The sequence below is a fragment of the Vibrio bivalvicida genome (assembly GCF_001399455.2).
GTDB lineage: Bacteria > Pseudomonadota > Gammaproteobacteria > Enterobacterales > Vibrionaceae > Vibrio > Vibrio bivalvicida.
In genome coordinates this window covers 1-21,318 of sequence record NZ_LLEI02000075.1, presented here as the reverse complement: position 1 = coordinate 21,318, position 21,318 = coordinate 1, and the positions used below count along the sequence as shown (strand labels likewise).

Genomic DNA, 21,318 nt, shown 5'->3' with positions numbered 1-21,318 from the left:
CTCAATCCTTGACTCTGATGTTGCTTTTCTCTGTGCCTTTCAGGATGGTGACACTCGGTGCAACGTATCTTTTGACTGGTTTTTCCTCTTCATGAGGGTTACGAAGAGCAAGTTGAATCTCGCCTTTACTCTGCGCCGTCAAAAGCTTTTCAGCTTGTCTTGGTGACACTTCTAAAGTCACTGCTCGTACTATGATGGGTTTATTTTCTTTCGTTCGCGCGGTCTGGTCTACCGCCAACACTTTGATATCTTTTAATACCGTTAATGTCGTCGCCGAGGTTGGACTATAACTAATGGTGTTCAACACATCGACTCTATTACCCGGCAACAAAAAACCTGCAACACCAATAACGTCATTAACCCGAATCGTCACTGCTCGCTTCGTTTCTGGTATCAGAGCTGCAAGCGTCGAGCCTTCACCAGAATTGGCAAGACGGTTTCGATTAACGATTTCACCTGGGTAAATAGTGGTCGCCGCGACTTGACCTAGGAGATCCTCTTCCGAAACAAACTGCGTTTCTCCACGCCATGACACTTCAAGTAACTTAGAGCTAATATGCTGCTCTTCAATCACACTGCCAGATGGAATTTCCTGAGCAGCAATAATGACAGGTTCACGCTCAACCACTTCAACTTCAGTCTGTGGTGTAAGCTGCCGATCCATCCACTGCTTGGCGAAAAAAACCGCACCAAGCCCAAAAGCGATAGATAATAAGAATAGTAAGATCACTTGGTTCCGACTCATCGAGCTCCTCCTCCTTTGCCATCAGCAGTAAAATAAACTTCCCATGCGCGGCTGACGATCTCGGAGGTAATGACCGGGGCAACTTCTTCAAACACTATAATATCTCGGCTGATACCTACTAAATCCTTTGGAATACAAGGATAGAAGCCAACGCTATGCTGACGATGTAACTCTAAAAGTGATGATATACAGTCCTCTGCAAGCTCCAATTGGCGGCTTTGAGAGAAAATATCCCATAACTGGCGATACTCCGTTTCCAGTAGAGGGCCAAACTGAATTTTGTAGCCTAAACGACGTAAAAATGCGGGGTCACTGATCTTTTCCGGATCTAAGTTCGTAGAAAAGGCCAGTGTTAAAATAAACGGAATGGTGATTTGCTGCCCATTAGGTAATGATAAGTAATCATAAAAATATTCCATTGGGACAATCCAACGGTTGAGCAACGTTGCAACAGGCATAGTTTGACGACCTAGGTCATCAATAATAAAGATGCCATTGTTAGCCATCATTTGAAGAGGGGCCATCCAAACCCGATTGTGCTCACTGTGGTTGACCTCTAGCATATCCATAGTTAACTCACCACCAACTTGGATACTTGGGCGTTCACACAGGCTCCAGCGGCGGTCAAACTGTTCTTTAAACGTAATGGATTGATTTTCAGCACTAGTGACACGTTTATGATGCTGAGGAGAAAACACCTTGATGATATTACCCGCTGCGTAAACAGCATATGGAATATAAACCGACGTGTTTAGAGAGTTTAAGATTCTTGTCGCAACAAAGGTTTTACCAGTACCCGCGTCACCATAAAGTAACAGCGCGCGACCCGAGTTAATCGCAGGGCCTAAGCTGCCTATCATACGATCGGCGCCCAGCACTTCTTCCAAGGCGTAAGTAACGTCTTGTCGATTTACCATTTGCGCGCGCACATCTTGCGCCTTAACCATGGCATCATAGCTAGTTAGAGAGACAGGAACGGGACCTAAATATGCGTCCTTTGCGAAGGCAATATCGGCTTCTGTCATGCCTTGCTCCGACAGACCATAGCGAACATGCCCAGTAGAGGCGGCGGCAAAGGTAGAACTCTGTGCCTGAAAGACTTCGACTTGAGATTTAGCGCGTAAGTCACTAAGCATTTCCTCAATCATATGACTGTTGATACACATCAACTTAGTCAACTGGAGAATGTCGGACTTTGGATAAGCGGCTAAGTGCTTGAGCAGTAAATTTTCTAATACCGCTTTGGGAACTTCTAAAGCGTCAAAGGACGTTGGCACTGGGGGCGATTCTGCCTGCGGTGTCAATTCTACTCTGTGCCTAATTTTAGCTGTAGATTGAACCATATAGACTCCTTGTCTATAAGTTTAAAAGTATTGATACATCGCTAAACCAATGACCACCACCGGGGCAAATGGCATGCGAAGCTTGCGCTCTATTTTTTCTCCTGCTGATAGCGCGGCGTGAGAACTCGAGCCATAGGCCGCTATCATCGAATATTTAGAAACAAGTTGTTTGATTGAACTGCCGCTCTCTGCCCTATTCATCACCGCATAAAGCACCCCGACGACAACGCTAGATAAAGCAATCCAAACAGTGGCATCAATTAAGTTTCCCCAACCAAGCCAAAAGCCAACGACACCTAGTAATTTGACATCACCAGGAGCCATGACTCGTATAAAATGCAATAGTAGTGCGGAAACGAAGAAACTCAGTCCAGCAACAGCAGACCAAAGAAGATTCTCAACAGGCGCTGCTGACAACCCTTTATCGACAATGCAAATTGCCAAAATTAGAAGCAGATACAAATTCGGGATTCGGTTCTCTCTTGCGTCCGTTACGGCAACGACAATAAACCCCAACCAGATAAGATAACTCATAATAGGTACCTGTCATCCATAACATTGCTACCCAGCGAAAATGGTACCCATCTCCGCAACCAAAATGTCACTAAAAGCAACAAAAAGACCAGCTAAGCCCACCACCATTAAGCCTGCACCTACTACATATTCCACAACTGTAAGACCGCTTTCATCCTGAAAAAAATCTTTAATATGAGTTATTGTTTGCATAATTTCCCCCTAGATATTATTAAGGCTTGTAAAACTATAGTTTAGTTCTACAAGCCTTAAATATATATTAGACGGGTTTCAATAGTTTGCTTATCTAATTTCAGATAAAAAGTTAAGCAAAAATAGTACTTAGCTCTGCTTGTAACTCGGCACTAAATAGGTCAAATATACCAGCTAGGCCTAGTACGAGTAGACCTGCACCTACAACGTATTCAACAACCGTTAGACCTTCTTCGTCTTTCATAAATGCAGTGATGTTTGTAATAAGCTTGCTCATGATATGTCTCCTTCCAAAGTTCATTAAGCTGTAGCGCTTATTGATAATTTAGAGTTATTAGGGCATAACAGTTAGGATTTTTTTATCTATCTATTGTACTTTTTTGCTAATACTTTAATTAACATTTGGACTTTCTTGTCTTATTTAGCGCACAATTTTGATAATTAAAATAATAGCTCTATTTTTTTTACTTTAACTAAAATCTTGATTAACATTAAATTACTTTGGTTTGATTGAATTTAAACGAGCCTACAACAAGACAAATATTAAAATTCTCATTTTTGATACTTGACAAAATACCAAGAAATAAAAAACGTGATCCGAATCCATAAAAATAATCAATTAACTTAAGGGTGGCTCAATAGCGTCATTGATCAACCACTCTATCTCATACTAAGCTCAAGATTATAGTTCCTCATTATTCTAAATAAGATTAACTAAGGACTGCATACAGTGGAAGTACTACATAAAGGGTACTGGTTAGGAAAATCAGTTACTTACATACCAAAAGATCAGGTAAGAGATTTAGAAAGGTATTTCCATATTCTCGATTATGGCTATGACGTATCCGTCTTAAGCGAACCTGATATTCACTTCTGTTTTTTCTATTATGAAGCACGCTACGACTCTCTTTTCCATACTGCGATAAAACTTTGCCAAAATCTCGATAAACAGCTTGTCCTTGTCTGTGATGATGACGTGCCACAAGACGTTAGCGACCTTGATGTCATATTCTCTGTACTTTCCATTGAGCATGATGATGTTAGGTTATGGTCAGATGAACTAAATAAACAGGTTTACTATCAGTTTACTAAGCATCAAGAAATTTTAGACATTCATAAATTAGTTGAGAAACAATCTCAAAAACATATCAGCAAAGATTTAGTCGAAATGCTGCGATATATAGAAAAAAACTTATCAAGAACAATTCGAGAAGAGGACGTTGCAGAATATTGCCACTATTCAGTGACTTACTTTTCTAAGTTTTTCCACAAAACAATAGGTGTCAGCTTTCGCGATTACCTGACACTAAAAAGAATCAATCTCGCCAAACACCTTTTAACTAACGATAGGAAAGAGAAAATCTCATTTATTGCCTTCCAATGTGGTTACAACGACGTATCGTACTTTTCTCGTATATTTAAAAAGAAAACCGGAATCAGCCCTGCCATCTATCGTCAACTACACTAGTAATAGACGACTCGAAACAGCCGCAAGCTCATAAGCCAGTCAAAGTGAATACATTTAGGTATGTTGTTCACAAGATGCACGAAAATTCATGACAAGTGCTTTCCTCCGCTTGGATTAACATGTTAGAGTTAACAGTCTATTAACAATAAAAACATAGCCATAACTTTGCAAATAACATGGAGTTAGAGAATGATTCAGCCTAACGAGTTAAGCAAACCAACCTGTGCTCTCCCACCACCAAATGAGATGATCCTAAAATGGGCAGAGGAGCGCCCAAATGAGGTTTATCTTAAACAAATTATCAATCGCAAGTTTGTTGAATACACATATGCAGAGGTTGCAGAGCAAGCGCTAAAGCTTGTGAGTGCTTTAAATGCCTTAGGGGTTCAACCACGAGATAAAGTCGCTTTAGTCTCGAAAAACTGTGCCGAATGGTTTATCTGCGACCTTGCAATGATGCTCGGTGACTTTGTCAGCGTGCCAATCTTCCCTACAGCGGGAGCAGATACGATTGAATACTGTGTAACACACAGCGAAAGTAAAGTGTTAATCGGTGGTAAGCTCGATGATCCAGCGGCCACTCAACAAGTGATAGACTCATTTCCTGATCTGATCACCATCTCACTGCCTTACGATACCGCACCAAACTGCAAACATCAGTTTAAACAGTTGATAGCTTCTGCTGAGCCTAGCCAAAGTAGGCCTGAACACTATGACGACAAGCTGATGTCGCTAGTGTATACCTCTGGGACTTCAGGGTTACCTAAAGGAGCAATGTTAACTTATGGTGCATTTAGCTGGTCTGTTCAACAGTTGATTGATCATATTGGCATTCAAGAAAATGATCGCTTGTTCTCATACCTGCCACTGGCGCACATCACAGAACGCGTGTACATCTTTGGCTCATCGGTCATGGGTGGTGTTCAAACGGCTTTTCCGGAGTCTTTAGATACCTTTATAGAAGATGTAAAAATGCAGCGCCCGACACTGTTCATCTCTGTACCTCGCCTATGGACACTATTCCAACAACGTATCCAAGATAAGCTACCGCAGAAAAAACTCAACATTCTGCTTAAGATACCGTTCGTAGGTTCTCTTATCAAAAAGAAACTTGCTGAAGGATTAGGTTTAGACCAAGCACGCGTACTGGGCTGTGGTTCAGCACCTGTTTCCCCAGCACTACTAGAGTGGTACCACAGTGTTGGCCTCCATATTACGGAAGCGTGGGGGATGACAGAGTCGTTTGCCTACAGCACGCTCAATTATCCGTTCCGTGCAGACAAAATCGGTAGTGTCGGTAACGCAGGCCCTGGTATCGAACTTAAGATCGCCGAAGATGAGGAAATTTTGGTTCGTGGTAAAGGCCTCTTCTCTGGCTACTACAAAAACGACATTGCAACCCAAGAATCATTCAATGCCGAGGGCTGGCTGCACACAGGTGATATCGGTTTTATTGATAGTGACGGTTACCTAACCATTCAAGGCCGTAAAAAAGATACCTTCAAGACCGCCAAAGGTAAGTTTGTCGCCCCTGTCCCAATTGAGAAAAAACTGTTTGAGTACAGCCGCGTTGAAATGATGTGCTTAATCGGACTTGGTCTACCGGCCCCTATTCTACTGGTGGTTCCACACGATTTCCCTAACTTTGATAAAGAACGCTACGAGAGAACAACCAAGAAAGTCATTGCAAGAATGAACGCAGATCTTGAGTCTCACGAGCAGATCAAAGGGGTGCTAATGATCAAAGACCCTTGGAGTATTGAGAATGGGATCTTAACCCCAACACTAAAGATTAAACGTCATGTCTTGGAACAGAAATACCATGATGTGGGCCAAAGCTGGCCAAAAGGGCAACTTGTGGTGTGGGAAGAATAATCTTAGCTTACTAAATATAAAGGAGAGCATTGGCTCTCCTTTTGCTTTTCTGACCAAACCGATTATGATGCCAACTCATTAGGACAAAACACAGGAAGTCGATATGGATGCAAGGCTGCACCACTTAGCGGGATTGCGCTACTTTGAAGTTGCAGCAAGGCTCAACAGCTATAGCCGCGCAGCTGAGGAGCTATTTATCAGCCAAGCCGCGGTCAGTCAGAAAATACGCCAACTTGAAGACGGTTTAGGCTGTAAGTTATTTGTCCGTGATGGCCGAGAAATGCGTCTAACCGAGCAAGGTAAAATCTTGTTCAAACATGTATCTCAAGGCTTTGAAAATATTGTCAGTGGCCTCAATCAAATCCAAAGTGAGCCTGTAGAAGGCCTGTTGTGTGTAAGTTCCACTCCATCCTTTGCCTCTCGCTGGCTACTGCCTAGACTTTGGAAGTTCTCTACCCAGCACCCAAGTATTCCAATTCGAATTATCACTAGCTGTGAGGCACCAAACCTCAAACTAGGTGATGCGGACCTCGCTATATGGCAAGGTGAAGAACTAGATATCAACAGTAACCAAAAACTGCATAAAGAATTTCTTTTTGAAGAAACCATCTACCCGTTCTGTTCACCTAATCTAGCCAAGAGCATTGAACTTACTAGCCCAGAGCAACTGCTGAACACTTGGCTTATTCACTATGAATCTGGTGGCTACCCTTGGCAGACCTGGTTTGCTCAAGCAGGTGTTACTATGAACAAAGAGTCCGTACAGTGGATGGATGTCAGCACCTTTGACCACGCAATGAATGCCGTGATGGCCGGCCATGGTGCTTGCCTTGCTTCCGATTCGTTGGCTAGTGATTACGTAGAAAGGGGGCTACTCATTAAGCCGTTTGATATTGGAATGACTCCGGGAATTCAATTCAACCTTTTCTATGATAGCGAATCCCCTCGCCGTCAACGCATAGCAGCATTTGCCAACTGGCTGCACAACGAGATTGCTGAGTAACCCTATATACGGATTACTCATCCCAAAATCGACGAATGCTTTCGTCATAAGCTTTCTCTTTAGTTAATCCAAGATCATCGAGTAAATGATCTGGCAAGTTTTCTAACTGTTTTCGAGTGCGATGATTCCGCCACCAGCGCTTCAGTATAGTTAAGATTTTTTTATCCCAAACGAAGATTTCATATAGTTTCTGTTTGTAGCTACACTCTGAAGTTTCCATGGTTTCTTTCCTCTATTGCATTTGATGAGTAAATAATTAACCATGAACCTATGTTGCTCAAACGATACAAATTAACCTTCAGTTAAGGAAAACTAAAGTGAAAGATCGATTGCCACCTTTGCAGAGCATTTATTACTTTTATACCGCAGCGAGGCTCGGCAGCTTTAAACTCGCAGCTGAAGAACTCTATGTGACCGCTGCAGCCATTAGCCAGCAGATACGCCAACTTGAAGACTTCTTAGGCGCAGAACTGTTTCTAAGGCAGCATCGCAAAGTCACACTAACGATGGAAGGTGAGATACTCTATGAGCAAGCTATAAGAGGGTTTGAGCATCTTCATCGCGGTATCCGACAAATCAACCAAGACCCGAATCCCAACCAGTTATCCATTTCGACATTACCTTCCTTCGCTCAACACTGGCTTGTGCCGAGAATTGGCCACTTTAGACAGCAAAATCCAGATCTAGAACTGATGATTGAACCCACCAGCGAACTGGCGGACTTTCAAAACTCTAATCTCGATTTGTGTATTCGATATGGGCCCGGTGATTATCCAAACATCACCTCAGAGTTGCTTATTGAAGAGTTGCTCTATCCCGTTTGTCACCCCATCTACCAAGAGCAGCACGGCATTTACCAACTCAGCGACCTAACTGGTGCGGATTTGATCGAAGATTACTGGCGTGACCTAGACTGGGGAATTTGGCTTAACAACGTTGGTCACAAGGCCTCTAAACCGACTCTGAAATACAATGGTTCTCATTTTGTTTTAGAAGGCGCTTTAGCCGTTCAAGGTGTTGCGCTAGCGAAACATACTTTAGCTCAGCGCTATATTGATGAAGGGAAGCTAGTGAGAATCGGCAATCTAGCGCAGCGCACCGACTACAACTATTTTCTGTGCGCACCGCGTGCCTACTTTAAAAGAGAGAAAATCAAACGCTTCTGTGAGTGGATTTTTGACCAAGCTAAAGAATGTCAGAAGTTAGATCATTTAGGTTTGGAGATTATTGATAGTCGCAGCCCGAGGTGAGAGGAACAACGAGAAACGAGAAACGAGAAACGAGAAGCGAGAAGCGAGAAGCGAGAAGCGAGAAGTCTTTAAGGAATAACGTAAATTTTCAACACTTTCCTCTCAAAAACGATGAGTTTCACGAAGATGGCTACAACTAGCCATGTTCGACGAGCCCTCCACTAGCACCTCTCGAAGGGCGAAGCCCGATCTCGATTCTCGTAGCGGAGCGTTCCATAGGGCGTAGCCCGTCCCAGCTTTCCATAGGACGAACTCCGTTCCCATTCTTCCCCACAAAAAAAGCCCCAGTCTTTCGACTGGGGCTTTCAAAGCTATCTAGCTAACGTAAGAATTACTTCTTCTCGTTACGCTCTTTAACTTCTGCGATTACTTGCTCAGCAACGTTTGCTGGACATGGTGCGTATTGACCGAACTCCATAGAGAACTGACCACGACCAGAAGTGATAGTACGTAGGTGACCGATGTAGCCAAACATTTCTGATAGAGGAACGTCTGCTTTAATACGAACGCCTGTAGTACCAGCTTGTTGGTCTTTGATCATACCACGACGACGGTTAAGGTCACCGATAACATCACCAACGTTGTCTTCTGGAGTGAATACGTCAACGTTCATGATTGGCTCAAGAAGTTGTGCACCCGCTTTAGGCATAGACTGACGGAATGCGCCTTTAGCAGCGATTTCGTAAGCGATAGCTGAAGAGTCAACTGCGTGGAAGCCACCGTCGAATAGTTCAACTTCTACATCTAGAGTAGGGAAGCCAGCTAGAACGCCGTTATCCATCATAGATGCAAAACCTTTCTCAACTGCAGGCCAGAATTCTTTAGGTACGTTACCACCAACAACTGTTGAAGAGAACGTGAAACCAGAGTTTGGCTCACCTGGCTTGATACGGTAGTCGATCTTACCGAATTGACCAGAACCACCAGACTGCTTCTTGTGCGTGTAGCTATCTTCAACTGCTTGAGTGATAGTTTCACGGTAAGCTACCTGTGGAGCACCTACTTCTAGCTCAACGCCGTAAGTACGCTTAAGGATATCTACCTTGATGTCTAGGTGAAGTTCACCCATACCTTTCAGGATAGTTTCGCCAGACTCTTCATCAGTCTCAACCTGGAATGATGGATCTTCTGCAACCATTTTACCGATCGCAATACCCATCTTCTCGCTGCCGCCTTTATCTTTTGGTGTTACAGCGATAGAGATTACTGGTTCTGGGAAGATCATAGCTTCAAGAGTACATTCGTGCTTAGGATCACATAGAGTGTGACCAGTCTGAACGTTCTTCATACCAACGATAGCGATGATGTCACCAGCTTGCGCTTCAGTAAGTTCGTTACGCTCATCAGCTTGCATCTCACACATACGACCGATACGCTCAGTCTTACCAGTTGCTGAGTTAAGGATAGTGTCACCCTTCTTCAGACGGCCAGAGTAGATACGAACGAATGTTAGTGCACCAAAACGGTCATCCATGATTTTGAATGCTAGCGCTTTTAGTGGCTCATCTGCAGATACAGTAGCAACTTCACCAGTTGGCTCACCAGTTTCTGGATCTGTTAGAGGCTGAGGATCAACTTCCGCTGGAGCTGGTAGGTAATCTACAACAGCATCAAGGATAAGTTGCATACCTTTGTTCTTGAACGCAGAACCACAGAACGTTGGGAAGAACGCTAGGTCGCGAGTACCTTTACGGATACAAGCTTTTAGTTGCTCGATAGATGGCTCTTCGCCTTCCATGTAAGCTTCCATTAGGTCGTCGTCTTGCTCTACAGCAGTTTCAACTAGCTCTTCACGGTACTGCTCTAGATCGTCAACCATATCAGCTGGAACGTCTTGAACTTCGTAGTTTTCTGGTAGACCAGTTTCGTCCCAAACGTAAGCTTTACGAGTTAGTACGTCTACAACACCAACGAAATCGTCTTCACGACCGATTGGCAGAGTCATTACTAGTGGGTTTGCACCAAGAACGTTCTTCACTTGATCAACAACGTTGAAGAAGTCTGCACCCATACGGTCTAGTTTGTTTACGAAAATCAGACGAGCAACTTCTGAATCGTTCGCGTAGCGCCAGTTAGTCTCTGACTGAGGCTCAACACCACCAGAACCACAGAATACACCGATACCACCGTCAAGAACTTTAAGTGAACGGTATACTTCTACTGTAAAGTCAACGTGTCCCGGAGTATCGATAACGTTTAGGCGGTGGCCATTCCACTCACATGTTACAGCAGCAGACTGGATAGTAATACCGCGCTCAGCTTCCTGTTCCATGAAGTCAGTTGTAGACTCACCGTCGTGTACTTCACCAGTTTTGTGGATTTTACCAGTAAGCTTTAGAATACGCTCAGTGGTGGTAGTTTTACCCGCATCAACGTGCGCGAAAATACCAATGTTTCTGTACTTTGATAAATCTGCCATTGTCTTACTCTGTTTATAAGGTATAAATTGCGCGCAGAGTATATCACAATCTGTCAAGACTGATACCCTTGCATGCGCTGTATGTAAAAAAAACTTTTCTCACCAATACTAGCAGCTAATCTGCCCTTTAATGGCGCATTTCAACGAATTGACGAAGTTTTTTCAGAATAAAAATGCTGCCTATAAGCTATACAGACAGCATATCTATTATTAAGGCTGTCCTGCAATTATCGAGGACAGATTTCCGATTCAGGGAAGAAGAATTCGATTTCACGAGCTGCAGACGCAGGGCTATCAGAGCCATGAACTGAATTGTAACGCATGCTTAGTGCGTAATCGGCACGAATAGTACCACAAGCGGCCTCTTCTGGGTTGGTTTTTCCCATCAATTCACGGTAACGCGCAATCGCATTTTCACCTTCTAGCACTTGAACCATAATCGGACCAGATGTCATAAAAGCTTTTAGATCTTCAAAGAATGGCTTGCCTTCATGCTCAGCGTAAAAGCCACTCGCTTGCTCTTCAGTTAAGCGAACCATTTTCGCCGCGATAATCTGTAAACCCGCTTTTTCTATACGGTGGTAGATCTCGCCAATTAAGTTACGTTCTACTGCATCGGGCTTTACAATAGAAAAAGTTCTTTCTAGAGCCATAGGATATCCTTTCGTTATATATTTGTTTTATTGAAAGAGGCTCTACGGCCTCTTAGCTTTTAATTATTTGCTTGCTGAAGTAGCAGACCAGCAAGGCTACGGACACCAACACCCGTGGCACCTGCTGACCACTTATCTGTTGCTGACTTACGATAGGTAGCAGCGCAATCAAAATGCAGCCAACCTTTTTTGTAGTCCTCAACAAAGTAAGACAAGAATGCCGCCGCAGTGCTTGCACCAGGAGAGTAGTCACCACTGCTGATGTTTGAAAGATCAGCAAAATTAGATGGCAACATACCACGGTGGAAGTCAGCCAATGGCAGTGGCCATAAACCTTCTTTTTCTTCGCGTGCCGCATTCAGCGCTTGGTGAGACAACTCATCGTCAAAGCTCATTAGTGCGTGGTAATCATTACCTAGAGCATTTTTAGCAGCTCCAGTTAAGGTAGCGCAATCAATAATTAGCTCAGGGTTTTGCTCACTCGCATAAATTAGACCATCCGCAAGTACAAGGCGACCTTCCGCATCGGTATTCATGATCTCAACAGTTTTACCATTTTTGTAGGTAATAACATCACCCAGCTTAAGTGCGCGGCCCGAAATCATGTTTTCTGCACAACAAAGGATCAGTTTTACACGCTTGTTCAAACCACGCATGATCGCAAGACCTAAACCACCAGTAATCGTACCAGAACCGCCCATATCCGCTTTCATCGCCGTCATAAAGCCAGATGGTTTGATACTGTAGCCACCAGAATCAAAGGTAATCCCTTTACCAACCAGACAAGCAAAAACTGGCGCGTTTTCATCGCCCGTTGGGTTGAAGTCAAGTTGGAGCATTGCCGATGTACGTTCAGAGCCACGGCCAACCGCATAAATCCCTTGCCAGCCTTCAGTAAGCAGGTCTTTGTCTTTGACGACGCGCGCCTTAACTGTGCCTTCTGGCGCAACTGATTTGATAAACTCGGCCGCCATAGTCGCTAATTGGCGCGGGGCGACTTCTTCAGCTGGCTTGTTGATAATATCGCGAGTAAAGTCCGTTGCTTTGATACGCGCGGTAAGCTCTGCTTGATCTTGTTCTTTAAGATCTTGCCAAACCAGTTGGTTTTTCTTCTTTGGCCCACGGTAACCTTGATGGAACGACCAAACACTCTCAAGACCCCAACGTTCGCCTTGCAAAGAAACTGAAGCGATACCTTGGCTGTCTAGCTTACGAGCCGCGCGTTGAATCGCGCCTAAATCATGATGGTCACCAAGATGGATCGTTGCCCCTGCTTCAGAGAAAGAAAGAATTGCGTTCTCTCCCCAATGCGGTGCTGCTGCCTCTTGGCTTAGAAATACTGACATCTGTGTAGACATGGTTTCTCCTTGTCCGAACTGGCGCTGCCTACGCCTTTTTCTATTCGTTCAGGGATGTTAACACTTTAATGTGAAATTGATAAAAAAACGGACCATAAGGTCCGTTGTTTTTAGTAAAATTTGTTAACTGAGATGGTTTTCCGCCGAGGATTAATCCATTTCATCCATCCAGCACAAGATCACCGCTTCCAGAATCTTTTCATTAGAACGATTAGGCTCGTCATCAAACTCGTCCAACTCAGTAATCCAGTGGTGAAGATCAGTAAAACGCACAGTTTTAGGATCAATTTCTGGAAATTTTTCGCATAGCTCTATCGCAATATCGCGTGAATCTGTCCATTTCATTGCTTACCTTCCTTCTACTCTCCGGTAGTGATAATTCGAATGAGAAAAGCTATTGATTAGTGATCTTCTGAAGCATGGTTCAAGGTGTACTTTGGAATCTCTACAACTAAGTCTTCATCCGCGACCTTAGCTTGGCAACCTAAACGAGATTCTGGCTCTAGACCCCACGCTTTATCTAGCATGTCATCTTCTAGCTCTTCACTCTCTTCTAGTGAGTCAAAGCCTTCACGAATTACTACGTGACATGTCGTGCAAGCACAAGATTTTTCACATGCGTGCTCAATGCCAATGCCATTTTTTAGCGCGACATCAAGAACAGTGTCACCTGTATTTGCTTCCAAAACCGCACCCTCTGGGCATAAATCTTCATGCGGTAATACAATAATCTTAGGCATAACTCTTTCTCTTAAATATCATTGACTGATTGACCTGACAAAGCAGCTCGAATCGATTTGTCCATACGGCGAGAAGCAAACTCTTGGCTCGCCTTATCAGTATCTTTGATTCCTTGCTCTATCGCGTCAGCACTATCACCATTACGCAGCTCGATCAGTGATTCTATCGCTTTGAGCAGATCAGCACGTTCTGGCTCAGACAATAACTCGTCACCGTCAGTTTGCAGTGCTGCGATCAAACCTTCGATAACGCGATCGGCTTCTACGCGCTGCTCCGCGAGTGCTCGCGCGTTCATATCTTCCTTCGCGTACGTCATGGAGTCACGTAGCATGTTTGCCACTTCATCATCGCTCAAACCATAAGATGGCTTAACCTGAATCTCTGACTGAACACCAGTACTCTTTTCCATCGCCGTGACTGAAAGTAGACCATCTGCATCGACTTGGTAAGTAACACGGATGTGGGCTGCACCCGCCGCCATTGGTGGAATGCCTTTTAGCGAGAAACTCGCTAACGAGCGGCAGTCATCAACCATTTCACGCTCACCTTGGACAATGTGCACGCTCATCGCCGTTTGACCATCTTTAAAAGTGGTAAATTCCTGGGCACGCGCAACTGGAATGGTCGTATTACGTGGAACAATCTTCTCAACCAGCCCACCCATGGTCTCAATACCCAGGGAGAGAGGGATTACGTCAAGTAGCAGCATCTCTGAATCTGGTTTATTACCAACCAAGATGTCCGCTTGAATACCCGCACCAATCGCTACCACCTCATCTGGATTAATGCTTGTTAGCGGCTTACGACCAAAGAAATCGCCGACCATTTCTCTTACAAGCAGAGTGCGCGTTGAACCGCCTACCATAACAGCTTCTAACACATCCTCGGCGTCAACTTGAGCGTCTTTTAATGCACGACGACAAGACATTAAAGTCTTCTTAACTAGCGGACGAATCAAGTCTTCAAACTCATCGCGAGAAACGCTACCTTGCCAACCTAGAACATCGACTTCAACAGACTCTTGCTCGGAGAAAGCAATCTTGGTCGCCGCTGCAACGTTCAGTACCGTACGCATTTGCGTTGCGGTTAAAGGCTCTGTAAGTGCGGATTTTTCGATCAGGTAGTCTGCGAGCAGGTGGTCAAAATCATCACCACCGAGTGCTGAATCACCACCCGTCGCTAATACTTCAAACACGCCTTTTGACAAACGCAGGATAGAGATATCAAACGTGCCTCCTCCCAAGTCGTATACAGCGATCACTCCTTCTTGACCTGAGTCTAATCCGTAAGCAATAGCAGCAGCTGTCGGCTCATTAAGCAATCTTAAAACATGTAGACCGGCTAACTTAGCCGCATCTTTGGTTCCGGCACGTTGAGCGTCATCAAAATAAGCGGGCACAGTGATAACAACACCAGCAAGTTCCCCACCCAAAGTTTTCTCAGCGCGTTGACCCAGCGATTTAAGAATCTCAGCGGATACTTCAATCGGGTTTTTATCCCCGTTTGCCGTTTGTAGCACCGGCAGACCGTTGTCACTCGCTTTAAACTGGTAAGGAAGGTTTGGATAGCGCGCTTGGATATCTTCTAGAGAACGCCCTAACAGTCGCTTCACTGAAATTATGGTATTGATAGGATCAACTTCTGCTCTATCTTTCGCTGCATAACCAACTTCGGGAGTCTCTCCTGAGTAATTAACAACGGAAGGTAAGATGCTTTGACCTTGCTCATCTTGCAATGTTGCCGCGTCGCCACTTCGAACAGAAGCAACCAATGAGTTAGTCGTACCTAAATCAATACCTGCGGCGAGTTTATGCTCATGTGGTGCCGAGCTTTGACCCGGTTCTGCAATTTGAAGTAATGCCATGGATGGTCCTTGTATTGCACTAGCCGAAGAGTTTGTCTTCCACTAGTTCTATTTCGTTCTGTAGTTTGGCAATAAATTTAAGTTTACGAACTCGGTCAGCAGCTTGCTGCCAGTCTGTATGGTTCAAATCTTGCTCGGTCGCAGTCAGTTGCTGCTTAAACATTTTGCTCACTTTGCTTTCAAAGTCGAACAGCGCATCTTCAGCTTCAGCACTTGAAGAGATATCTTCTAATTCTTCACGCAGCTCCATTTGCTCCATTAAGAACATAGGATCCTGCATCGTTTGCTGTTCGCCTCGTATCTCAACACCATTCTCAGACAAGATGTATTCTGCTCTTGAGATAGGATTCTTCAAAACTTGGAAGGCATCGTTGATTTCGGCTGCTTTTTGCACAGCCATCAAACGGTCACGTTCAGATGCAGTTGCGAAGTTATCGGGATGAAACTGTTTTTGAAGTTCACGGAATTGTGAAGCAAGAAGGCTACCATCCAGCTTAAACTGACTTGGTAGCCCAAATAATTCAAAGTAATTCATGGAGAATTCTATCCTTGGTAATAAACCTGTGAGTCACAAACCCACAGGCCTTATCAATTACACGTTGAAGCTTTCACCACAACCACATTCGCCCTTAGCATTTGGGTTATTGAATTCAAACCCTTCGTTTAAGCCTTCTTTAACGTAATCAAGCTCTGTACCGTCTAAGTACACTAGGCTCTTTTGGTCAATAATAACCTTGACGCCTTCGTGTTCGAATACAGAGTCTTCTTCGTTAAGCTCATCAACAAACTCAAGCACATATGCCATGCCAGAACACCCGGTCGTTTTCACACCCAAGCGCAAACCGATACCTTTACCTCGGCTTTCTAGGAATGTTCTAACGCGACTTGCCGCGGTTTCTGTCATTGTAATGGCCATACTGCACCTTAGTTTGTCTCTTTCGCGAATGATATGGGGATTTTAGCCCCATTATATACAGATTACTTATTCTTGGTGTTTTTTCTTGTAGTCAGCAACTGCTGCTTTAATTGCATCTTCAGCAAGAATTGAGCAGTGAACCTTCACTGGTGGAAGTTCTAGCTCTTCTGCGATTTCTGCATTTTTAATTGCCGCCGCTTCATCAACACTTTTACCCTTGACCCACTCTGTAACCAGTGAGCTTGAAGCGATCGCACTTCCGCAACCGTAAGTTTTAAACTTCGCGTCTTCGATAATACCTTCTGGCGTTACCTTGATCTGAAGCTTCATTACGTCGCCACATGCAGGAGCACCTACCATGCCGCTACCTACTGCTGGATCTTCTTTGTCAAATGAACCAACGTTACGTGGGTTCTCGTAGTGATCAATTACTTTTTCGCTATATGCCATGATATTTACCTCGAATCCTCTAGTTCTATCCTTGGAATGACTAACTCAGTATTAGTGGTGTGCCCACTCAACTGTACTTAGGTCAATTCCTTCTTTGTACATATCCCATAGAGGAGACATGTCGCGCAGTTTAAGCACTGCAGTACGAATTTGTTCGATTGCGTAGTCGATCTCTTCTTCAGTCGTTTCACGGCCAAATGAGAAACGGACTGAGCTGTGTGCTAGCTCATCGTCTAAGCCTAGTGCGCGTAGAACATACGACGGCTCTAAGCTTGCGGAAGTACAAGCACTGCCTGAAGAGACAGCTAAATCTTTTAGCGACATCAGTAGTGACTCACCTTCAACGAACGCAAAGCTGATATTTAGGTTGTGCGGAACACGTTGCTCAAGGTCACCGTTGATAGTTACCGCTTCTAGATCTTTAACACCATCAAGAAGACGATTACGTAGCGCCAAAGCATGTTCGAAGTCTTGTTGCATCTCTTCCTTAGCGATACGGAATGCTTCACCCATACCAACAATCTGGTGTGTTGCTAGAGTTCCAGAACGGAAACCGCGCTCATGGCCGCCACCGTGCATTTGTGCTTCAAGGCGAATACGCGGCTTACGACGTACATAAAGTGCACCGATACCTTTAGGTCCATATACCTTGTGTGCGGACATAGAGATCAGGTCTACTTTCATCTCTTGAACATCGATAGGTAGCTTACCTGCTGATTGTGCTGCATCTACGTGGAACACGATTTTGCGCTCACGACACATTTCACCAATTGAAGCGATATCTTGGATAACACCGATCTCGTTGTTCACATGCATGATGGTCACAAGAACAGTGTCTTCACGCATTGCTGCTTCTAGCTTGTTAAGATCGATAAGGCCATTTGACTCTGGCTCAAGGTAAGTTACTTCAAACCCTTCACGCTCAAGTTGACGACATGGATCAAGAACCGCTTTATGCTCTGTCTTACAAGTGATTACATGCTTACCTTTCTTCGAATAGAAACGCGCAGCGCCTTTAATTGCCAGATTATCTGACTCTGTAGCGCCAGATGTAAATACGATTTCACGCGGGTCTGCGTTTAATAGGTCTGCAATCTGCTCACGAGCGGTATCTACTGCTTCTTCTGCCTGCCAGCCGTAACGGTGTGAACGAGATGCTGGGTTACCAAACGTACCGTCCATAGTCATGTACTGAACCATTTTCTCAGCCACACGATGATCAACAGGACAGGTCGCTGAATAATCTAAATAAATAGGCAGTTTCATTTTCTACTCCAATGTAACAGGCAAACCGCTTACGAGCGGACATTTACACCGATGGGCGCGGTGTTTGTATTTTTAGTAGCGAACCCATGATTAACGGCAAGATCAATGTCTTGTCGATCTGAAATTTGTAGTACTTCGTTGTCCTTCATCAGCTCACCAAGAGTGATGTTATTCAAGAAGTCACTGATACGTGAACTTAAGTCACGCCATAGCGTGTGTGTAAGGCAACGAGAACCACCCTGGCAATCTCCTTTACCATTGCATTTTGTCGCATCCACAGACTCATCGACTGCGGCAATCACTGTACCAATTGCGATTGAATGAGCATCTTCACCTAGACGGTAACCACCGCCTGGACCACGAACGCTAGCCACAAGGCCAGCTTTACGTAACTTAGAGAAAAGCTGCTCTAAGTAAGACAAAGAGATACCTTGACGCTCTGAAATATCAGCCAGAGGTACAGGGTTCTGTTGCGAATGCAGAGCCACATCTAACATGGCTGTCACTGCGTATCTTCCTTTAGATGTAAGTCTCATATAACACCATATCCACACCGTTTATGTGGTATGAATTGTCACATACCTGACTAAATCGGTCAAGTATTTGATTGACTATTTTAGTCAGGTATTTAACCATTAGCTTATAGTGGTTATTTTGGTTGAGAGATACGCTTCTCAATTGAAGTTAAGATACCGCGCAGAATATTGAGCTCTTGCGATTCTGGTCTAGCGCGGTTGAACATTCGACGCAACTTAATCATCACCTTACCAGGTTGCTCTTCACTGATAAATTGGGTTTGCTTGGCTACTTTTTCAAGGTGCGCAAAAAATAATTCTAGTTCTTTGTGTCTAGGATATTCAATCACGTCTTGTGGCTCATATAGACTTTGCTCTCGTTCTAAGTAAGCCATACGAATTTCATAGCTCAACGTTTGAACAGCCATTGCCAAGTTCAGTGAACTGTATTCAGGGTTAGCAGGGATACACACATGGTAGTGGCAGGTTTGTAGCTCGTCATTAGTTAGCCCAGTACGTTCACGACCAAACACCAATGCAACAGGCGCTGATTGCCCTTCTTCCACAAACTTCTGGCCACACTCACGTGGTTCAAGCATCGGCCACTCTAAAGTACGAGAGCGCGCACTAGATCCAACGACTAAAGCGCAGTCTTCTACCGCTTCAGCCAGAGTTGAAACTACCTGAGAATTTTGAGCAATATCCGCCGCACCAGCCGCTAAAGCTAAAGTTTGTTCATCAATGCTACACTGAGGATCGACTAGTACAAGATTAGATAGCCCCATTACCTTCATAGCACGAGCTGCTGAGCCAATATTTCCTGAGTGAGAAGTGCCGACAAGGACGACTTTAACATTGTTAAGCATTGATGATTTCCGAACACAAAAATTGAGCTGCAAGATAGTATCATATACCTGAGTAAAATGGTCAGACCCTTTCTACTAATAAAACTAAAAGTGCAAAAATTAACCACTTCCATTTCACCATTTATCTGGTATACTGCCGCCCGTTTTTCTGTTCTTTAACATCCGTTGGGAAATTAGTATGCATCCAATGCTTAATATCGCTATTCGTGCTGCACGAAAAGCTGGCAACCATATTGCCAAATCTTTAGAAAATGCTGAGAAGATCGAATCTACTCAAAAAGGCGCGAATGACTTTGTTACTAACGTAGACAAAGAAGCTGAAACTATCATCATCGATACAATCAAAGCTTCATACCCTGAGCACGAAATCGTTGCTGAGGAAAACGGCGTAATCGAAGGTAAAGATAAAGACGTACAATGGATCATCGACCCACTGGATGGCACAACAAACTTTGTTAAAGGTTTGCCACACTTCTCAGTATCAATCGCTGTACGCATCAAAGGTAAAACTGAAGTAGCCTGTGTATACGATCCAATGCTTAACGAGCTATTCACAGCACAACGTGGTGCTGGCGCGCAACTAAACAATGCTCGTATCCGTGTTAAGCAATTAAAAGACCTTCAAGGTACTGTTCTAGCAACAGGCTTCCCATACAAGCAAAAGCAACACTCTGAATCTTACTTCAAGATTATGTCGTCTCTATTTGTTGACTGTGCAGACTTCCGTCGTACTGGCTCAGCAGCTCTAGACCTTTGTTACCTTTCTGCTGGTCGAGTTGATGGCTTCTTCGAACTTGGTCTTAAGCCATGGGACATCGCTGCTGGTGAACTTATTGCTCGTGAAGCGGGTGCTATCGTGACTGACTTTGCAGGCGGCACTGACTACATGAAGTCTGGTAACGTTGTTGCTTCAAGCGCTCGCGGCGTTAAAGGTATGCTTAAGCACATCCGTGAAAACGGTAATGAAGCACTACTAAAATAATCTTAAGCTCCGTCACAGCTGAATTTCTAGCCCACTCATTTGAGTGGGCTTTTTTTATGCCTGCGCATCGAAGCTGTGAGGGGCAAATCAGAGACTACCGCTGTCCCCCTTAGCGAAACACGGCTAAGTTAGGACTACTCCTTAACGTATAGAAGCCCTTGAAAGCTTATCCACTCCTGCCTTCATGACGGTTGAGGATTGGTGTTTGGTGTTTGGTGCCAAGATTTTGTTTTTATGACTATTATAGTGAGTAAAGAATGGACGAGTTAAGAATCTCTTCCAGTGAACAGGAGCCCTATTCACTCCTTCGTCGTTCTACGGAAATACAATTCTGATCGAAGGGTGCATCCAAGACAAAGTAAAAAGGCCTTAGTCTTTCGACTAGAGCCTTAAATATGGCAGGGGTGGAGAGATTCGAAAGCTTCGCCCCAACACGCGCTGTTTTTGGTAAGTCGGGGAATCCGCTGCTCTGCAAATTGAATACTTCAATATAAAAAAGCAAAAAGGCTCCAGTCTTTCGACTAGAGCCTTAAATATGGCAGGGGTGGAGAGATTCGAAAGCTTCGCTCCAACACGCGCTGTTTTTGGTAAGTCGAGGAATCCGCTGCTCTGCCAATTGAATACTTCAACACCAAAAAGCAAAAGGCTCCAGTCTTTCGACTAGAGCCTTAAATATGGCAGGGGTGGAGAGATTCGAACTCCCAACACGCGGATTTGGAATCCGCTGCTCTGCCAATTGGAGCTACACCCCTATTGTTCGTGTTTAGTGAGACGACTCTCGAATAAGTGGCGGAGCGGACGGGACTCGAACCCGCGACCCCCGGCGTGACAGGCCGGTATTCTAACCAACTGAACTACCGCTCCGCACTGGTTAGACT

General features: G+C 44.4%; 23 protein-coding genes and 2 tRNA genes. 5 read left to right on the top strand and 20 right to left on the bottom strand.

The annotated features are described in order from the left end of the window. Nucleotide 1 precedes the first annotated feature (1 nt). From cpaB to APB76_RS19235, 5 genes are all read right to left on the bottom strand, one after another. Nucleotides 2–745, bottom strand: coding sequence for a Flp pilus assembly protein CpaB (cpaB, locus tag APB76_RS19250; protein WP_049846440.1), 744 nt, complete (start codon nt 743–745; stop codon nt 2–4). Next, nucleotides 742–2,088 (bottom strand): hypothetical protein, encoded by a 1,347-nt coding sequence (locus APB76_RS19245; protein WP_054962422.1) that lies wholly within the window; start codon nt 2,086–2,088, stop codon nt 742–744. The genes cpaB and APB76_RS19245 overlap by 4 nt, the downstream gene beginning before the upstream one ends. A gap of 21 nt (nt 2,089–2,109) precedes the next feature. Then, nucleotides 2,110–2,622, bottom strand: a complete 513-nt coding sequence (locus APB76_RS19240; protein WP_054962423.1) for a prepilin peptidase — start codon at nt 2,620–2,622, stop codon at nt 2,110–2,112. 27 nt (nt 2,623–2,649) lie between these two features. After that, nucleotides 2,650–2,814, bottom strand: a complete 165-nt coding sequence (locus APB76_RS23165) for a Flp family type IVb pilin (protein WP_167350328.1) — start codon at nt 2,812–2,814, stop codon at nt 2,650–2,652. Between the two features lie 112 nt (nt 2,815–2,926). Then, nucleotides 2,927–3,091: a Flp family type IVb pilin gene (locus APB76_RS19235; protein ID WP_049846437.1), complete on the bottom strand. Its 165-nt coding sequence runs from the start codon at nt 3,089–3,091 to the stop codon at nt 2,927–2,929. 453 nt (nt 3,092–3,544) lie between these two features. Here APB76_RS19235 and APB76_RS19230 point away from each other — a divergent pair, with 453 nt between their 5' ends. From APB76_RS19230 to APB76_RS19220, 3 genes are all read left to right on the top strand, one after another. After that, nucleotides 3,545–4,282 (top strand): helix-turn-helix domain-containing protein, encoded by a 738-nt coding sequence (locus tag APB76_RS19230; protein ID WP_054962424.1) that lies wholly within the window; start codon nt 3,545–3,547, stop codon nt 4,280–4,282. 189 nt (nt 4,283–4,471) lie between these two features. Next, a complete protein-coding gene (locus APB76_RS19225) occupies nt 4,472–6,157 on the top strand; it encodes an AMP-binding protein (RefSeq protein WP_049846435.1) in 1,686 nt (561 codons plus the stop codon). Between the two features lie 103 nt (nt 6,158–6,260). After that, nucleotides 6,261–7,160 carry a LysR substrate-binding domain-containing protein gene (locus APB76_RS19220; protein WP_049846434.1) on the top strand — a complete coding sequence of 300 codons (900 nt, stop codon included), beginning with the start codon at nt 6,261–6,263 and terminating at the stop codon, nt 7,158–7,160. A gap of 13 nt (nt 7,161–7,173) precedes the next feature. On the opposite strand, the gene APB76_RS19215 is transcribed toward APB76_RS19220, so the two are convergent. Then, complete coding sequence (locus APB76_RS19215) at nt 7,174–7,380, bottom strand: DUF1127 domain-containing protein (protein WP_049846433.1); 207 nt, start codon at nt 7,378–7,380, stop codon at nt 7,174–7,176. 97 nt (nt 7,381–7,477) lie between these two features. Between APB76_RS19215 and APB76_RS19210 the strand changes: the two genes are divergently transcribed. Next, nucleotides 7,478–8,410 carry a LysR substrate-binding domain-containing protein gene (locus APB76_RS19210; protein WP_054962425.1) on the top strand — a complete coding sequence of 311 codons (933 nt, stop codon included), beginning with the start codon at nt 7,478–7,480 and terminating at the stop codon, nt 8,408–8,410. A gap of 331 nt (nt 8,411–8,741) precedes the next feature. On the opposite strand, the gene fusA is transcribed toward APB76_RS19210, so the two are convergent. The 12 genes from fusA to trmJ form a co-directional block, all read right to left on the bottom strand. Next, a complete protein-coding gene (fusA, locus tag APB76_RS19205) occupies nt 8,742–10,829 on the bottom strand; it encodes an elongation factor G (RefSeq protein WP_049846430.1) in 2,088 nt (695 codons plus the stop codon). 227 nt (nt 10,830–11,056) lie between these two features. After that, nucleotides 11,057–11,482: a nucleoside-diphosphate kinase gene (gene ndk, locus APB76_RS19200; protein ID WP_049846429.1), complete on the bottom strand. Its 426-nt coding sequence runs from the start codon at nt 11,480–11,482 to the stop codon at nt 11,057–11,059. A 59-nt stretch (nt 11,483–11,541) separates the two neighbouring features. Beyond that, nucleotides 11,542–12,840 (bottom strand): aminopeptidase PepB, encoded by a 1,299-nt coding sequence (pepB, locus tag APB76_RS19195; protein WP_054962426.1) that lies wholly within the window; start codon nt 12,838–12,840, stop codon nt 11,542–11,544. Nucleotides 12,841–12,990: 150 nt separating this feature from the next. After that, a complete protein-coding gene (gene iscX / locus APB76_RS19190; RefSeq protein ID WP_049846427.1) occupies nt 12,991–13,185 on the bottom strand; it encodes a Fe-S cluster assembly protein IscX in 195 nt (64 codons plus the stop codon). A 56-nt stretch (nt 13,186–13,241) separates the two neighbouring features. Next, on the bottom strand, nt 13,242–13,580 hold the full coding sequence (gene fdx, locus APB76_RS19185) for an ISC system 2Fe-2S type ferredoxin (RefSeq protein WP_038206135.1): 339 nt from the start codon (nt 13,578–13,580) through the stop codon (nt 13,242–13,244). An 11-nt stretch (nt 13,581–13,591) separates the two neighbouring features. Next, nucleotides 13,592–15,445 carry a Fe-S protein assembly chaperone HscA gene (hscA, locus tag APB76_RS19180; protein ID WP_054962427.1) on the bottom strand — a complete coding sequence of 618 codons (1,854 nt, stop codon included), beginning with the start codon at nt 15,443–15,445 and terminating at the stop codon, nt 13,592–13,594. A gap of 19 nt (nt 15,446–15,464) precedes the next feature. Continuing rightward, on the bottom strand, nt 15,465–15,980 hold the full coding sequence (gene hscB / locus APB76_RS19175) for a co-chaperone HscB (protein WP_049846425.1): 516 nt from the start codon (nt 15,978–15,980) through the stop codon (nt 15,465–15,467). A 57-nt stretch (nt 15,981–16,037) separates the two neighbouring features. Continuing rightward, the gene (iscA, locus tag APB76_RS19170) at nt 16,038–16,361 is read right to left on the bottom strand and encodes an iron-sulfur cluster assembly protein IscA (protein ID WP_054962428.1); all 324 of its coding nucleotides are present in this window, start codon (nt 16,359–16,361) and stop codon (nt 16,038–16,040) included. Nucleotides 16,362–16,427: 66 nt separating this feature from the next. Further along, nucleotides 16,428–16,811 (bottom strand): Fe-S cluster assembly scaffold IscU, encoded by a 384-nt coding sequence (gene iscU, locus APB76_RS19165; RefSeq protein ID WP_049846423.1) that lies wholly within the window; start codon nt 16,809–16,811, stop codon nt 16,428–16,430. A 51-nt stretch (nt 16,812–16,862) separates the two neighbouring features. Next, on the bottom strand, nt 16,863–18,077 hold the full coding sequence (locus APB76_RS19160; RefSeq protein WP_054962429.1) for an IscS subfamily cysteine desulfurase: 1,215 nt from the start codon (nt 18,075–18,077) through the stop codon (nt 16,863–16,865). Nucleotides 18,078–18,106: 29 nt separating this feature from the next. After that, on the bottom strand, nt 18,107–18,613 hold the full coding sequence (gene iscR, locus APB76_RS19155) for a Fe-S cluster assembly transcriptional regulator IscR (protein WP_049846421.1): 507 nt from the start codon (nt 18,611–18,613) through the stop codon (nt 18,107–18,109). Between the two features lie 113 nt (nt 18,614–18,726). Then, complete coding sequence (trmJ, locus tag APB76_RS19150) at nt 18,727–19,458, bottom strand: tRNA (cytosine(32)/uridine(32)-2'-O)-methyltransferase TrmJ (protein WP_049846420.1); 732 nt, start codon at nt 19,456–19,458, stop codon at nt 18,727–18,729. 178 nt (nt 19,459–19,636) lie between these two features. Between trmJ and suhB the strand changes: the two genes are divergently transcribed. Next, the gene (suhB, locus tag APB76_RS19145) at nt 19,637–20,440 is read left to right on the top strand and encodes an inositol-1-monophosphatase (RefSeq protein ID WP_049846419.1); all 804 of its coding nucleotides are present in this window, start codon (nt 19,637–19,639) and stop codon (nt 20,438–20,440) included. Between the two features lie 675 nt (nt 20,441–21,115). Here the strand turns inward: suhB and APB76_RS19140 are convergent. After that, a tRNA-Trp gene (locus APB76_RS19140) sits at nt 21,116–21,192 on the bottom strand. Between the two features lie 35 nt (nt 21,193–21,227). Further along, nucleotides 21,228–21,304, bottom strand: a tRNA-Asp gene (locus APB76_RS19135). Nucleotides 21,305–21,318: the final 14 nt, after the last annotated feature.

What these genes read in the sequence shown, in the direction of transcription:
- trmJ (WP_049846420.1), bottom strand. Translation starts at nt 19,458, where the DNA reads ATGCTTAACAATGTTAAAGTCGTCCTTGTCGGCACTTCTCACTCAGGA.
- hscB (WP_049846425.1), bottom strand. Translation starts at nt 15,980, where the DNA reads ATGAATTACTTTGAATTATTTGGGCTACCAAGTCAGTTTAAGCTGGAT.
- APB76_RS19245 (WP_054962422.1), bottom strand. Translation starts at nt 2,088, where the DNA reads ATGGTTCAATCTACAGCTAAAATTAGGCACAGAGTAGAATTGACACCG.
- iscX (WP_049846427.1), bottom strand. Translation starts at nt 13,185, where the DNA reads ATGAAATGGACAGATTCACGCGATATTGCGATAGAGCTATGCGAAAAA.
- APB76_RS19160 (WP_054962429.1), bottom strand. Translation starts at nt 18,077, where the DNA reads ATGAAACTGCCTATTTATTTAGATTATTCAGCGACCTGTCCTGTTGAT.
- fdx (WP_038206135.1), bottom strand. Translation starts at nt 13,580, where the DNA reads ATGCCTAAGATTATTGTATTACCGCATGAAGATTTATGCCCAGAGGGT.
- APB76_RS19225 (WP_049846435.1), top strand. Translation starts at nt 4,472, where the DNA reads ATGATTCAGCCTAACGAGTTAAGCAAACCAACCTGTGCTCTCCCACCA.
- cpaB (WP_049846440.1), bottom strand. Translation starts at nt 745, where the DNA reads ATGAGTCGGAACCAAGTGATCTTACTATTCTTATTATCTATCGCTTTT.
- iscU (WP_049846423.1), bottom strand. Translation starts at nt 16,811, where the DNA reads ATGGCATATAGCGAAAAAGTAATTGATCACTACGAGAACCCACGTAAC.
- iscA (WP_054962428.1), bottom strand. Translation starts at nt 16,361, where the DNA reads ATGGCCATTACAATGACAGAAACCGCGGCAAGTCGCGTTAGAACATTC.
- iscR (WP_049846421.1), bottom strand. Translation starts at nt 18,613, where the DNA reads ATGAGACTTACATCTAAAGGAAGATACGCAGTGACAGCCATGTTAGAT.
- APB76_RS19220 (WP_049846434.1), top strand. Translation starts at nt 6,261, where the DNA reads ATGGATGCAAGGCTGCACCACTTAGCGGGATTGCGCTACTTTGAAGTT.
- suhB (WP_049846419.1), top strand. Translation starts at nt 19,637, where the DNA reads ATGCATCCAATGCTTAATATCGCTATTCGTGCTGCACGAAAAGCTGGC.
- APB76_RS19235 (WP_049846437.1), bottom strand. Translation starts at nt 3,091, where the DNA reads ATGAGCAAGCTTATTACAAACATCACTGCATTTATGAAAGACGAAGAA.
- APB76_RS19240 (WP_054962423.1), bottom strand. Translation starts at nt 2,622, where the DNA reads ATGAGTTATCTTATCTGGTTGGGGTTTATTGTCGTTGCCGTAACGGAC.
- hscA (WP_054962427.1), bottom strand. Translation starts at nt 15,445, where the DNA reads ATGGCATTACTTCAAATTGCAGAACCGGGTCAAAGCTCGGCACCACAT.
- APB76_RS23165 (WP_167350328.1), bottom strand. Translation starts at nt 2,814, where the DNA reads ATGCAAACAATAACTCATATTAAAGATTTTTTTCAGGATGAAAGCGGT.
- pepB (WP_054962426.1), bottom strand. Translation starts at nt 12,840, where the DNA reads ATGTCTACACAGATGTCAGTATTTCTAAGCCAAGAGGCAGCAGCACCG.
- ndk (WP_049846429.1), bottom strand. Translation starts at nt 11,482, where the DNA reads ATGGCTCTAGAAAGAACTTTTTCTATTGTAAAGCCCGATGCAGTAGAA.
- fusA (WP_049846430.1), bottom strand. Translation starts at nt 10,829, where the DNA reads ATGGCAGATTTATCAAAGTACAGAAACATTGGTATTTTCGCGCACGTT.
- APB76_RS19215 (WP_049846433.1), bottom strand. Translation starts at nt 7,380, where the DNA reads ATGGAAACTTCAGAGTGTAGCTACAAACAGAAACTATATGAAATCTTC.